The 14,096-nt window shown below is 49.4% G+C and carries 13 protein-coding genes; 8 read left to right on the forward strand and 5 right to left on the reverse strand.

Features of this window, described 5'->3' with window-relative positions; genetic code table 11:
* Position 1: 1 nt before the first annotated feature.
* From GWK09_RS10115 to GWK09_RS10140, 6 genes are all read left to right on the forward strand, one after another.
* Positions 2–529 carry a DUF3347 domain-containing protein gene (locus tag GWK09_RS10115; protein WP_163693273.1) on the forward strand — a complete coding sequence of 176 codons (528 nt, stop codon included), beginning with the start codon at positions 2–4 and terminating at the stop codon, positions 527–529.
* A 3-nt stretch (positions 530–532) separates the two neighbouring features.
* The gene (locus GWK09_RS10120; protein ID WP_163693274.1) at positions 533–3,037 is read left to right on the forward strand and encodes a heavy metal translocating P-type ATPase; all 2,505 of its coding nucleotides are present in this window, start codon (positions 533–535) and stop codon (positions 3,035–3,037) included.
* A gap of 2 nt (positions 3,038–3,039) precedes the next feature.
* Positions 3,040–3,747: a PepSY domain-containing protein gene (locus GWK09_RS10125; RefSeq protein WP_163693275.1), complete on the forward strand. Its 708-nt coding sequence runs from the start codon at positions 3,040–3,042 to the stop codon at positions 3,745–3,747.
* A gap of 4 nt (positions 3,748–3,751) precedes the next feature.
* Positions 3,752–5,488 carry an efflux RND transporter periplasmic adaptor subunit gene (locus GWK09_RS10130; RefSeq protein ID WP_163693276.1) on the forward strand — a complete coding sequence of 579 codons (1,737 nt, stop codon included), beginning with the start codon at positions 3,752–3,754 and terminating at the stop codon, positions 5,486–5,488.
* A gap of 77 nt (positions 5,489–5,565) precedes the next feature.
* A complete protein-coding gene (locus GWK09_RS10135; RefSeq protein ID WP_163693277.1) occupies positions 5,566–6,330 on the forward strand; it encodes an exodeoxyribonuclease III in 765 nt (254 codons plus the stop codon).
* 76 nt (positions 6,331–6,406) lie between these two features.
* Positions 6,407–7,726: a Gfo/Idh/MocA family protein gene (locus tag GWK09_RS10140; protein ID WP_163693278.1), complete on the forward strand. Its 1,320-nt coding sequence runs from the start codon at positions 6,407–6,409 to the stop codon at positions 7,724–7,726.
* Positions 7,727–7,965: 239 nt separating this feature from the next.
* Here GWK09_RS10140 and GWK09_RS10145 read toward each other — a convergent pair whose 3' ends face one another.
* Positions 7,966–8,880 (reverse strand): universal stress protein, encoded by a 915-nt coding sequence (locus tag GWK09_RS10145; RefSeq protein ID WP_163693279.1) that lies wholly within the window; start codon positions 8,878–8,880, stop codon positions 7,966–7,968.
* 186 nt (positions 8,881–9,066) lie between these two features.
* Between GWK09_RS10145 and GWK09_RS10150 the strand changes: the two genes are divergently transcribed.
* Both GWK09_RS10150 and GWK09_RS10155 read left to right on the forward strand, forming a co-directional pair.
* Positions 9,067–9,519: a DUF2267 domain-containing protein gene (locus GWK09_RS10150; RefSeq protein ID WP_163693280.1), complete on the forward strand. Its 453-nt coding sequence runs from the start codon at positions 9,067–9,069 to the stop codon at positions 9,517–9,519.
* Between the two features lie 170 nt (positions 9,520–9,689).
* Complete coding sequence (locus GWK09_RS10155; RefSeq protein ID WP_163693281.1) at positions 9,690–10,160, forward strand: Hsp20/alpha crystallin family protein; 471 nt, start codon at positions 9,690–9,692, stop codon at positions 10,158–10,160.
* 110 nt (positions 10,161–10,270) lie between these two features.
* Here the strand turns inward: GWK09_RS10155 and GWK09_RS10160 are convergent, their stop codons facing one another.
* From GWK09_RS10160 to GWK09_RS10175, 4 genes are all read right to left on the reverse strand, one after another.
* The gene (locus GWK09_RS10160) at positions 10,271–11,008 is read right to left on the reverse strand and encodes a slipin family protein (RefSeq protein WP_163693282.1); all 738 of its coding nucleotides are present in this window, start codon (positions 11,006–11,008) and stop codon (positions 10,271–10,273) included.
* 129 nt (positions 11,009–11,137) lie between these two features.
* Positions 11,138–11,740, reverse strand: a complete 603-nt coding sequence (locus GWK09_RS10165; RefSeq protein ID WP_283401237.1) for a hypothetical protein — start codon at positions 11,738–11,740, stop codon at positions 11,138–11,140.
* Positions 11,741–11,901: 161 nt separating this feature from the next.
* Entirely contained in the window at positions 11,902–12,933 is a 1,032-nt protein-coding gene (locus GWK09_RS10170; protein ID WP_163693283.1) for a hypothetical protein, read from the reverse strand.
* On the reverse strand, positions 12,933–14,093 hold the full coding sequence (locus GWK09_RS10175) for a M20 family metallopeptidase (protein WP_283401236.1): 1,161 nt from the start codon (positions 14,091–14,093) through the stop codon (positions 12,933–12,935). Before GWK09_RS10175 ends, GWK09_RS10170 begins: the two co-directional genes overlap by 1 nt.
* Between the last annotated feature and the right edge of the window lie 3 nt (positions 14,094–14,096).

A 14,096-nucleotide genomic window follows, 5' to 3' on the forward strand; every position in this document is an offset into this window, starting at 1 on the left:
CATGAAAAAAGCTGGAATCATTTTAAGTATCTTATTGTCTGTGGCCCTCTCCTGTAAAGAAGAGAAAAAAGATGCCGCTCCGGAAATAGGCAGTGGCACGGAACTCCAATCCTCCTCCGGGATGGCGGATGCCTCTTTCTCCTCTGACCGGTTAGACCGTGCATTTGAGGAATACCAGCAATTGAGGGCTGCCCTGGTCGCTTCTGATGGGGAGAGTGCCCAAAAGGCAGCAGCTTTGCTTTCAGAAACCCTGGGGGAGGAAGAGGACGGTCTGACCCCGACCGCGAAGTCCATCGCCTCCACAAAAGAACTGGAAGTTCAGAGGGCCTTATTCTCGGAGCTGACGGCCTCACTGGATCCTCTTTTCAGAGAGGCTTTAAGGGATGGAGAGATCTACCAGCAATATTGTCCCATGGCCTTCGAAGGGAAGGGGGGATACTGGATCTCCGACAAGGAGGAGATCAGAAATCCGTATTACGGGGATAAAATGCTGACCTGCGGCAAGGTGACCGAGGTTATTAAGCGATAAATCATGGAGCACACCTACAACATACACGGAATGACCTGCCAGGGATGCAGGAAGCACGTAGAAGAGCTCCTCTCTGAAGTGGAGGGAGTTTCTACGGTGTCCGTGGATCTCGATAAAAAAGAGGCCAGGATCACCATGTCTTCCCATGTGCCTCTAAACCGGTTTAAGGAGGTCCTGGAAGAAGATGGGGGGAGATACCGCATCCACAAGGAGGGTGAATCCGTGCAAAAGGAAAAGGACAAACCAAAAGCCTCACAGGGGAAAGGATCAGGCACCTTCTATTGCCCTATGCGGTGTGAAGGGGATAAGACATACGATTCTCCCGGGGATTGTCCGGTATGCGGGATGGACCTGGTGGAAGAACAAGGGCTGTCCGGAAATGCCTCAGGGGAGCAGTGGACCTGTCCCATGCATCCGGAAGTGGTAAAGGATGAACCCGGGAGCTGTCCGATCTGTGGAATGGAGCTTGTACCCAAGGAACCCGACCTTACTGCAGAGGAAAAAAGCTATCGAGCCTTGCGGAAAAAACTCTGGTGGGCCGTGGCGTTCACCCTTCCCATCTTCCTGATCGCAATGAGCGAAATGATGGACGAGAATCCTCTCTATGATCTCATGCACCAGAAATACTGGAACTGGGTGCAATTCGCCCTTTCCCTCCCCGTGGTATTTTATGCCACCTGGATGTTCTTTGAAAGGGCCTATCGCAGTGTAAAGACCTGGAATCTCAATATGTTTACCCTCATTGGCATAGGTGCGGGGATCGCATGGATATTCAGTGTATTCGGGATGATCTTCCCGGATTTCTTCCCGGAACAGTTCAAGACCGAATACGGGACTGTGCACGTGTATTTTGAAGCTGCCACCGTTATCCTTACTCTTGTCCTGATGGGGCAGGTACTCGAAGCCCGGGCACATAGCAAGACCAATTCTGCCGTAAAGGAACTCCTGAAGCTCGCCCCTAACAAGGCGGTCAAGATCGTGGACGGGGAAGAGGTGGAGGTCCGCATAGAGGATATTGAGATCGGCGACATCCTCAGGGTAAAACCCGGGGATAAGATCCCTGTCGATGGGACGATCACCAAAGGACAGAGCTCTGTAGATGAATCCATGATTACCGGAGAACCCATTCCGGTGAACAAGGAGGAAGGGGATACCGTAAGCAGCGGTACCATCAACGGGAATCAGTCCTTTCTGATGAAGGCCGAAAAAGTAGGCAGCGATACCCTTCTCTCCCAGATCATCGATATGGTCAATCAGGCGAGCAGGAGTCGGGCTCCCATACAGAAACTGGCCGATACGGTCTCCGCCTATTTTGTCCCCATTGTGGTCCTTGTGGCGGTCATCACCTTTATCATCTGGGCCATATGGGGACCCGATCCGGCTTACGTCTACGCCCTTGTGAATGCCATAGCGGTGCTGATCATTGCCTGCCCCTGTGCCTTGGGACTCGCCACCCCTATGTCCGTTATGGTGGGAGTGGGCAAGGGAGCCCAGAACGGGGTATTGATCCGAAATGCGGAGGCACTTGAAAAAATGAACAGGGTGGACACCCTGATCGTAGACAAGACTGGAACGATCACGGAGGGAAAACCTACTGTGGATACGGTAGGATCCTTTGAGGATACTTTCGGTGAGGCTGAGGTTCTCTCCCTGGTGGTTTCCCTCAACAGGAATAGTGAACACCCCCTGGCCGAGGCCACGGTCAAATACGGGAAGGAAAAGAATGCAGAGTTCAGGGAGGTCGAAAAATTCAATGCGGTCACCGGTAAAGGGGTGGAAGGGGTTATTGACGGCCAGCGACTCGCTCTGGGTAACCACAAGATGATGGAATACGCGAAAACGCCTGTATCTGATGAGATCGAAACCAAAGTCAGGGAATTTCAGGACGCTGGCAAAACGGTCTCCTACCTGTCTGCAGACGGAAAGGTCATCGGGTATGTGGTTCTCGGAGACAAGGTAAAGGCCAGTAGCGCAAAGGCCATAAGGGAATTGAAGGAAAAGGGCATAGAGGTGATTATGCTCACGGGAGACAATCAACGTACGGCTCAGGCGGTGGCAGCTGAACTGGAACTCTCCGATTTCAGGGCCGGCATGCTCCCGGAAGATAAACTCAAGGAAGTGGAACGTTTGCAATCCGAAGGAAGAAAAGTGGCTATGGCTGGGGACGGTATCAACGATGCGCCTGCCCTTGCTAAGAGTGACGTGGGGATTGCCATGGGCACGGGAACGGATGTGGCTATAGAAAGTGCAGCGATTACCCTGGTAAAAGGCGATCTGCAGGGGATCGTCAGGGCCCGGAATCTGAGTCATGCTGTGATGAAGAACATCAGGCAGAATCTGTTCTTCGCCCTTATTTACAATACCCTGGGTGTACCAATCGCGGCAGGGGTGTTGTACCCTTTTCTCGGAGTGCTGCTATCTCCCATGATCGCAGCGGTTGCCATGAGTTTCAGTTCTGTTTCTGTAATTGCTAATGCCCTGCGGTTAAGGGCCAAAAACCTGGATTAACCATGAAGACATCGCGAAAGACCATACGTACATTTAGAAAGGCGCACCGCTATCTGGGGGTGTTCCTGGGTCTGCAGTTCCTGATGTGGACCATTAGCGGGATCTATTTCAGCTGGACAGACATCGATGAGATCCACGGTGACCATTTCAGAATAGGGGATCCGGTTTCAACCTCTTTCGAAAACCTCATTCACCCTCTGTCTGATACTCATCTGGAGGGGATTTCATCCCTGGAGTTAAGAGATATTGGGGGTAAGCCCTATTATTGGATCAACGACAGCTACTTAATGGATGCCCGGAGCGGTTTGAAGAGAACAGGGATCACCGAAGAAGAAGCATTGCAAATTGCGGGTGCAAACATGTCGCCAGAACTGAAAGTAAAGGCCATTGAACGGATCCAAGAAGTGGGTCCTCATGACGAATACCGTGAAAAACCCTTGCCGGCTTATGTGATCTCCTATGATTCTCCCAAGGAGGTAAAGGCCTATATTTCTATTGAAGACGGGGCTTTTCAGACGGTCAGGTACCGCGACTGGCGCTGGTTCGACTTCCTCTGGATGACCCATACGATGGATTATCAGGGCCGGGATGATTTCAATACCATACTCCTCAGGGGGTTTTCCCTCATGGGCCTGATCACCGTCCTGAGCGGTTTTATCCTTTTTTATCTGAGTTCTCCCACTATGGGAAAAATAAGACTTAAAATTTAGTGCGATGAAGAAAACTATAATCTATGCAGGTGTAGCCGTATTGATCGGTTTAGGTGCCGGATATCTGATCTTCGGAGGTCAGACCGGGATGAATACGGATGCGGACCACGTCCATGAAGAAGGCATGCCTACCACAGAGGTGTGGACCTGCTCCATGCATCCGCAGATCAGACAAGCCGAACCCGGTCAATGCCCCATATGCGGGATGGACCTGATCCCGGCCGATACCGAGGGGGCTGATGTGGGCCTGAATGAGGTTAAAATGACGAAAAATGCCATGGCCCTGGCCAATATCCAAACCATGGTAGTCGGCAGTAAGACGGAGGTGGAAGACGGGGTTGTCACCCTCTCCGGAAAGATCAAAATGAACGAAGATGCAACAGCCATTCAGGCGAGTTATTTCGATGGCCGTATTGAAAAGCTCTATGTCGACTTCCCCGGGCAGGTAGTGAGGAAAGGTCAGTTGCTGGCCACGCTCTATGCGCCCGGTCTGATTGCCGCACAGCAGGAACTGATCACGGCCGCCTCCCTAAAAGAGACACAACCCGCACTGTATTCGGCTGTACGCAATAAACTAAAATTGTGGAAACTGACCGAAGAACAGATCAATGCCATTGAGTCTTCAGGCAGTGTACGGGAAAATTTTCCCGTATACGCGACCGTTTCAGGCACTGTTTCCGAAAAACTGGCCGCTGAAGGGGATTACATAAAGCAGGGGCAGCCTATCTTAAAGGTCAGTAACCTAAATACCGTCTGGGCCGATTTTGACGCTTACGAAAGTCAGATTTCCAGGTTTGCCTTGGGGCAGGATATGAAGGTGGCCTCTACTGCCTACCCCAACCGCGAAATCCCTGCGACCATCTCCTTTATCGACCCGGTTCTGGATTCAAAGACCCGGACCGTGACGGTCAGGACCACCTTGAACAATGCGGATGGGTCCCTGAAACCCGGTATGTTCGTGAAAGGAAAGATAAGCGGAAGGATTGCCAGGACGGAAAAGGAGATAATGATACCTGCCACAGCAGTACTCTGGACGGGGGAGAGGTCCCTGGTCTATGTAAAAACAGACCCCTTTGAGCCTGTCTTTGAGATGAGAGAAGTGACCCTGGGCAACCGTAACGGGGATTTCTACGGAGTAGTGTCCGGGATAGGAGAAGGGGATGAGATCGTGGTCAATGGAACCTTCACCATAGATGCTGCAGCCCAATTGCAGGGAAAGAAATCCATGATGAATGACGCGGGTGGGACGACCACGATGGGTCATGATCACGGGGCAATGACCGGAGGATCCGGAAAGGCCCACAGCCTTCTTACGGAAGCTTCGCAGTCGGAAGCAATGACCCTTTTGGAAACTTATATGAAACTAAAGGACGCCCTTGTAAAATCGGATTCGGAAAAGGTCAAGGAATATGCCGGAATGCTCCAAAAAAACCTCTCGGCCCTGATGAAAGTGACCGCTGAAGATGCGAGGTCCTTTATGAAAAAGCTGGAAAACAAACTGGATGCTTTGGCCGGGAGTTCAGACCTGGAAGGCCAGAGAAGGCATTTTGTGATCCTGTCTGAACAAATGATTATGATCGCTATGGAACTCGAGGACAAGGAGCAGCCGGTATACGTGCAATATTGCCCTATGGCCAACCAGGACAAAGGGGCCCAATGGCTAAGCTGGCAACGGGAGATCCGGAATCCGTATTACGGGGATGCCATGCTGACCTGTGGAGAGGTGCGGAGAGAGCTTTAAGGCCCTTGGGGCGTTCAAGGCACAATGAACCCGATTATGCTATTGATGGGTGCAAGTTGAACTAAAATGACAAACAAGTGAGGATCATTACATGGAATGTAAACGGTATCAGGGCCATCGTTAAAAAGGACTTTTTCAGTTCTCTGCAAACGATGAGTGCCGATGTGATCTGCCTGCAGGAGACCAAGGCAACGGGGGAAGAGGTGGAAAAAGCATTGAAGCCCCTGGAGGGTTATGAGATCATTGCCAATGAAGCAGCCCAGAAGGGGTATTCCGGAACGGCCATCCTGTCTAAGGTAAAACACGAGGAACACAGTTTTGATATGGGGGTCCAAGAACACGATCAAGAGGGCAGGATCATTACTTCGGAGTACCCGGCATTTTACCTGATAAATGTATATGTACCCAATTCCGGACAGCAGCTGGACAGGCTGGACTACCGGGAAAAATGGGACGCTGACTTCCTGAGTTTCATCAAGGAGAAGGAAAAGATAAAACCGGTCATCGTGTGCGGCGATTTTAACGTGGCGCACCGACCGATCGACCTGAAGAACGACAAATCCAACTACAACAAGACGGCCGGATACACCCAGGTAGAGATCGATGGCATGGACGCCTTTACAAATGCCGGTTTGGTGGATGTATTTAGGCATTTTCACCCTGATATAGTGGCCTATACCTATTGGAGCTACCGCTTTAAGGCCAGGGAGCGGAATGTGGGCTGGCGTATCGATTATTTCCTGCTCAGTGAAGCCCTGTTGGACAAGGTGAAGAAGGTGGAGATCCTCCCGGAGCATCACGGCTCTGACCATTGCCCTGTTCTGCTTGAGATAGCTATTTAAGCACGCCATTTCTTCCGGGAAAGGAAGCGGTGAATTCTCCGAAATTGACTACTTTATAGGCTAAATTCCTGTAAGTATGAAAAATAGGAGATCCTTCATAAAGGACCTGGGGGTTGCAGCTCTGGCTACTACTTTACCCATTTCACGTCTCGAGGCCAGGGAATCAGCGGCCTCGGATGAAGTTGTACGGGTCGGACTCATAGGCGTACGCGGTATGGGGTGGGCCAATCTTACGTCCTTTCTCAAAAATCCAGGAACTTTTTGTGTTGCCCTCTGCGACATAGATGCAGTCTTGCTGGAACGCAGGGCGGATGAGTTGGAACTCGGCAGCGGAAAGAGGCCCAAGACCTACAAAGACCACAGGGAGCTCTTAAAATTGAAGAACCTGGATGCCGTCATTATCGGGACCCCGGATCATTGGCATTGTATTCAGATGACAGATGCCTGTGCGGCAGGGAAGGATGTGTATGTGGAAAAACCCATCGCCAACAGCATTACGGAGGCAAACCTGATGGTTGAAGCTGCCCGCAAATACAAGAGGGTGGTGCAGGTGGGTCAGTGGCAGCGGAGTGATCCCCACTGGATAGAGGCTCTGGCTTATCTCAAGACAGGGGTGCTGGGACGGGTCAGGCAGGTGAAAGCCTGGGCCAACGTAAATTACGGAAAGGGATTTGAAGTAGTGCCGGACAGCGATCCCCCGGAAGGGGTGGACTACGATCGCTGGTTGGGACCGGCTCCGAGTCGACCTTTTAATCCCAACAGGTTCCACGGTTCCTTCAGGTATTTTTGGGATTACGCAGGCGGACTCATGACGGACTGGGGGGTGCATATGCTGGATATGGTCCTGGCCGGTATGGAGGTCAGCAGTCCAAAATCCGTAATGGCTCTCGGGGGGAAACTCGCCTTCCCCGATAGTGCGGCTGAGACCCCGGATACCCTGACGACCGTGTATGATTACGGCCATTTTACCCTCGTCTGGGAGCAGTTTATCGCCATGGGCACCTCTCCCTATCTGGAAGAGTCTGGAGAGCCCGGGGTGGCATTTATAGGAGAAAACGGAATTTTGGCAGTGAACCGGGCGAGCTGGAAGGTGATCCCTTTCCAGGAAGACGGAAGATATCTTATGGAAGTCCTGCCCCCCAGAAGAAGTCGGATTAACGGCCTGGACCAGCATACTGAGAATTTTTATAAATGCATCCTTAGCCGGAAAGATCCGAATTGTACCATAGAAATGGGCAGGGACGCCGCTCTGGTTGCTCATCTTGGCAATATAGCCCACCGCAGCGGCAAGAAATTGAATTGGGACCCGGCAGAAGGCCGAATTAAGGGTGACCCGGAAAGCAACAAGTATTTGACCCCTTCTTACAGGGCCCCATGGAAACTTTGGAAAGGCTAGGCAAGGACCTCACTCACTGGGCGGAATACAAAATCTGACCTGAATAAATCGCACAGATTTTCCGGGATGGACCCAGTTGCTTAGGTTCTTGAAACTGGGGTAGCAGGGACCATGGCTCCGGATGTAAGCTTTATGATCAGAGCGACGGCGGGACTATTATAATGGCGGTCTTATCCGGGTTATGGTTTGATTCTCCTGGCAAAATGATTTGCATTCTATCCTGTAGCCTCTATTTTGATTTACCTTTTTTGCAGTTCACTGAGATCACCCCAATTTAATCCAAATTCAGACCATTCCTCTCTACTGCCGAATTCGGAAGTATCTCTGACCGACAGAAAGGGGATCTTTATGTGGTAGCCCACATGGTCTACATTTTGTTTGCTGAAGATCTGTTCCAAAAGGTTGTGTTTCTTATTCATCATGGCCAAAAGGTCGAAAGATTCCTTTTCCAGGTACTCGATGACCGCATAGGGCATACGGGTATCCTGCAGCTCAATAAAGGTATGAGCAGTGTTTTCCAGAAGTTTGTCCAAATACGCCTTGTTTGCGAGCTGTTCTTCCGATAATTCAGGGGTTTCCTTAACGTGAAGTACAGTAACCATTGCATCTTCGGAAGTGGCCAGGTTCAGTATGTGCTGAATTTCAAATTTCTTATACCTCGACAGGTAGTTGGTTGGGAAAAGTATCTCCTTAATTGGTGAATATGCGACCTTATCTGGGACTACCAGAACAGGAATCGAAGCTTTTCTAAGAACATATACCGTATTGCTGCCAATAAATACTTCTTTGGCTCCCGTTGCTCCTTTGGTGCCCATGATCACCAGGTCGATCTTTTTGCTTTCCGTCAGTTCGTTTATCTCATGACTTAGGATGTTAAAGGCCGAAACGATCTCAAATCGGTGTTCCGGGTTTTTGGACATTTTTTTCATCTCGGACAGGGTCTTGTCCAGCCCCTCCGCAGATCGGCCGACCTCAGCATCGGGAAGAGCACTGATGGCGGCCCCCCCAAGAAGGTAGTCGACGCGATAGATAGCCGGGGTATAGGTGTGAAGTAGGTAAAAGGTACAGGACTCCTTTTCAAACATGGCCAGAGCGTATTCTATGGCATTCCGGGCGGTAGGGGAAAAATCGGTCGGTAAGAGGATCCGTTTCATCTCAAGAAGGATTTAAAGTGTCTGATAAGACAATAAATATATACCTGGCAAACGGACAATAAAATGATCTTTATCAGGTAGTTAAATTAAATTGAGATAGCCATTGAACTTCTGATTACATGATAAATATCATTTGAAATTTCAGGATTTGTCCGGAACTTCTTTACCAACACAAAATGTACCGCCATGGCACTTGATTTTAACAAATACGCGAAAGAAGGCAATACGTTTATAAAGGCGTACGCCAAAGAAATGAACCTGGGAGATGACACAGAGAAAGCCGGCAGGATTTTTTCCGCCATCATGCATGCCTTGCGTGAGATTATTACCCCTCATGAATCACTCCAGTTAGTGGCTCAAATGCCCATGTTTATGAAAGCAGTCTATGTCAATGGCTGGACTCTTAAGAAAGAGAAACCCAAGGTGAGACGCATGGAAGAGTTCGTAGAACTCGTCCGCGAAAAGGATGGAGTAGCAGCTGTCAATGATTTTGGATACGAAGATGAACTGGCCGAACGGTATATTGACATTACTTTCATCCACCTGAGAAGATATATTTCTTTGGGTGAGATGGAGGATATCCGAGACGGTTTGCCCAAAGAACTCAAGAGTATGATCTATACGAATTTAATGTTCTAGGTTCTGATGCATTGATGTCCTTAGTTCGTTTTATCGTTTACCTCTGACGTTCTTGTTTTTTAGGGAAGATTAAATATGGCAAGCTGATAAATATCATAGGAATTGGCAAAGTTCGGCTGTACCTTCCCGCACGAATATTGAACGGATTGTTTAACCTAAATTTCAGGATCATGTCACTTGTTAGATTTAAAAATCGGACTCGCCCTTTTACCGATCTGATTACCTCCGATTTCTTCGACTTGGAAGATTTCTTCGATAATCGATTTTGGAATAAAGGGTTAGTCAACGAAAATTTCTGGAATGGTCGTAAAGGAGAACCTGCTTTGAACATCAAAGAGGACGACAACCATTTCGAAATTGAACTGGCCGCTCCGGGCTTTAGCAAAAAGGATTTTGAAGTGTCTATCGAAAACGGTTACCTTACCATCAGGGCCGAAAAGAAAGATACCGAAGAAACCAAGGAAGAGAATTATACCAGGAAAGAGTTTTCCTATAATTCCTTCTTGAGAACATTGTTGTTACCAGAAAATGTATTGGAAGATGAAATCAAAGCCAAATACAATGATGGTATCCTGCGCTTCAAACTGATGAAAAAGGAAGAAGCCAAAAGATTAAAACCTAAAATGGTGGAAATTGCATGACACAAACCATCCATTAAAGGCAGCCCTCCTGCAATTGATGATTGCTTCCGTATAAAAAGCCCTGCAGGAGGGCTTTTTGTTTTAAAGGGCTTTTTGGTTGAGATAAGTTATTATTTCTTCGTATTCCTGGGTAATACCTCTTCCGGAAAGGGGAAGAGGATGGTGGAATTCTTCTCAGCAGCGATATTGGACAGAGTCTGGTACAGCCTCAGTTTGATGGCAGAAGGCGACTGATCGATCTTCTTTCCGGCCTTTAGCAGCATGTCTGCGGCCTGTTCCTCGGCCTGCGCCAGAATGATTCGGGCCCGTCGAGAGCGTTCTGCTTCGGCCTGGTTGGCCATCATCCGCCTCATATTCTCTGGAAGCTGGATATCCTTGATCTTCACATCGATGATCTCAATCCCCCAACGTTGGGTCTCACCTTCAACGATGCTCTTGATGTTCTTCCCCATTTCTTCCCGTTTTGACAGGATGGTGTCTAATTCCACCTTTCCGCACACATCCCTGAGGGCAGCCTGGGAAAGCTGGGTAATCGCAAAAGAGAATTCCTCTACTTCCAATACCGCCTTTTCGGGGTTCTTGATCTGGAAAAAGACCACTCCGTCTATGCTGCAGGGTACGTTGTCTTCGGTCATCACTTCCTGGGAGATGATGTTGATGGTGATCACCCGTATGTCAACAACCTGTATGGTCTCCACCAAGGGTATGATCCATCGGAACCCCGGGTTGAGGGTCTCGATGTACTTCCCGAAACGGAATTTGAGGGCGCGTTTGTACTCAAAAATAATGCGGATCCCGGAAAGGAGGAAAAGCGCGATGATCATAAAGAAAATGAGAGCTGGGTTCATGATGGTATCTATTATTGGGTTTCTCCTAAAATGATTTTGTCCCTGAGGGACCGGTCCTGTTCAGACCTCTTTTAAAGATACGAAAAAACGGTCCTTTATCCGGGTTAAGTTTTATGTAATTCTCTGTCATCAAGGGTTTTCTAATTTTCTGATCAGGGCATAATTGAGTCCAGTGAACCAGGTCAGGCAGAGTATAAAGGTCACTTTTTGTATCACGGGCAAGTCAGTGATAGATATACCCGTTTCATAGATAAAATAATTGAGCAAAAAGACAGCAAAACAAGTAATCCCCAGATTTCCCAGCAGTCTGAAGCCATCCCGAAGCAAGGCCATGGAGCACGTGAGGATGGCCGTGACCCCGAATAACCCGGACAACCTCACGATGAGGTCGTGATTGTGGGTCCCCATTAAAAATAAGATCAGCAAGGCCACAATTCCTGTAGACCAGACCAGATAATGCAGCTTACTTCTTTTAACGAACAGAAGAGGCAAATAGAACCAGAGCAGGACCAGTCCGCTGCAAAGGGCAAACAAGGCAGCCCTGGCATGGAATCTGGCCGAATTCAGTTCCCCGTTAACGGCAAATTCATCCAGCAGGTCGCACAGGTAATTACTCCAGAAATCAAACCCAACAAAGGTAGGCTCGGTAGCGGATCCTCCTGGATAGGACAAAGCAGCAAGCACATAGAGGATCAAAAAGCAAATCACCCCAAGAAGAGGTAACCGTAGCACGAAGGGCGGTGGCTTTTTCAGTTCGTATAACCAGCTTTGATCCAATTTAAACGTGTTTTCATTTCTTCCGATTACCCTCCCCCTTTTATAACAAGAATGACCCTGTCAGGTTACGCCCGGATTTCCCCCGTGTGTTTTAAAAGGTCGCTTCAAACACCATTTCAAAGAGCCAAGCCGGTTTTCTCTCTTAGGATCTCCCTCAATTTGGCATTGGTCCTGGAATCGATCAGGTTCATTGCCTGGACCCCGCAAAGATCCCTGACCATCTTGATACCGGCCAGCGTATTGGTTGTAATACCACTCACGATATCCGGGACGACCTTGAAGGCCTTCATAAGACCATATACGGAATAAGGATCGGTGGCGCTGAGTATGGTACATTTGATATTTTCTCCAAGAGCCTCCACAGCCAGATCCCCATTGTAAGGTTCCATAGGGGAGGCTCCAACTTCTACGATGGCTATATCTGCGTATTGGTGGGCCGCCAAACTCAAAAGCCTCTTGATCTTTTCCTGAAACACTTCCCGGGGACAGATGGAGGAGGGCAGACCCACATCCACAAAGTCGAATACCGCATCGGCCCCCACATCCTTTAGCGCGAGAATATCCTTATACCGCCCGGCTCCAGTGAGTTTTACACCTACTACCTTGTAATTTGAAGATTTGAAGATATTGGTGACTATCCTGGCCGAGGTAGTTTTTCCCGCAGACATTGAGGTACCTATGAACAGAACAACCGGGGTTTGGAATTCCTTATAAGCTACTTCCGGAAGGAAGTTGTCCATGGTGATCTTCCGGCCTTTCCGTACGGCGTGCCCGGTATATTTTATCTGCATCATATTGGGCATAAAAGCCGATTTGGAGGTAAGTTTTCCAAAAATGCCCCCTCCGGTGAGGATACTCATTTTACCATCGGTTCCCACCTTTTTCCAGGTACCCGTGGCTTCCAGGGTAGCAAAGCGTTCCCCCAGTGCACCAACCACGTATTCATCACCAATCACCCCACGCATACGTCCGTTTGGAAGTTCGAGTTGCAGGGAGGTTCCCCCTGGATCTGTGATTCGGCACACGACGTAATCTCCAGTGGCCCATTCTGACCTGTCCAGGACCTCAAGCCCAAACTCCTTTTCCTCCATATCCGATATGCGGGTCAGGGAGGTAAATATATAGTATGATGGGTTGTATCTTTCCATCAGTTCTTTATTGTGGGTTCAGCGAGCAGTAAGAGGCTCAGCAAGGCAGTTCTCATTGCGAGCTGGTCTGAATAAATGAACTCGTGCCTGGCATGAGCACCGTCTCCGGGAGTACCCAGCCCATCCAGTGTAGCGGTGTACATACTCGTTGTATTCCCGTCCGAACCGCCGCCTGCAAGCCCTTCAGACAGGTCCATCCCCAGGGCGAGTCCTTTTGCATGGGCCAATTTCCATAGTTCCTGGTTGCGCTCGTTCCGTTCCATGGGAGGCCTTCCGATGCCCCCGTCTATCTCCAGTTGTATATCGGGCACGGAGGGTTTTAACCCCAGTATCTTATTGGTGATCCAATCCCCGTCTTCCATATTCTCAACCCTGACATCTATGACCGCCCTGCTTTCCGGGGCTACAACATTGGCTGAAATCCCTCCTTCTATCATGCCGACATTCACGGTGATCCCCCTTTCAAAATCGTTCATGGCATATAGTTGCTGTACCTGGTGAGACAATTCCACGATGGCATTGACGCCCTTTCCCGGATCGAGTCCGGCATGTGCTGCTACGCCGTGCACAGTGACGGTAAACCTGCCCAGTCCTTTCCGTGCCGTTTTAAGATTCCCATCCGGACCCAGTGGAGGCTCCATGACATAGGCCCTGTTCGCGATCTTTGCCAGTTTCCTGATCGCTGAGGTAGATTCGATACTTCCAATTTCCTCGTCTGAATTGACCAGAACCACCGGGTTCAGGGTCATCTCCAGCTCCATCTCCCGGATCGCTCTGAGGGCAAAGATCATCTGGGTCAGTCCGGCCTTCATATCATAAATACCGGGTCCTTTGATCTTTCCTTCTTTCTCGAGCAGGGGCATTTCCATAAGTGTTTGGGTCTTCCAGACCGTATCGCAGTGTCCCAGCAGCAATTGTACAGGTTTTCCTTTGCCTTTCTCAGTTGGTCGGGCATAGAGATACCCACCTGTCTTCCGACCCGGCATGACAAAAGTCAGGAAATCCAGTTTTTGCAACTCCGATTCGAGGCGGGCAAGGATGTTCTTCTGGGTCCCGGGCTCCCTCGACGGACTCTCCATCCGCACGAGGTCCTTTAGCAGTCCCTGCATTTCTGATTCGTGATCGACCAGATATTTCAATATGTTCCTGGCTGTTTTCACAGG

It is taken from the genome of Muriicola jejuensis, assembly GCF_010671595.1.
Classification (GTDB): domain Bacteria; phylum Bacteroidota; class Bacteroidia; order Flavobacteriales; family Flavobacteriaceae; genus Muriicola; species Muriicola jejuensis.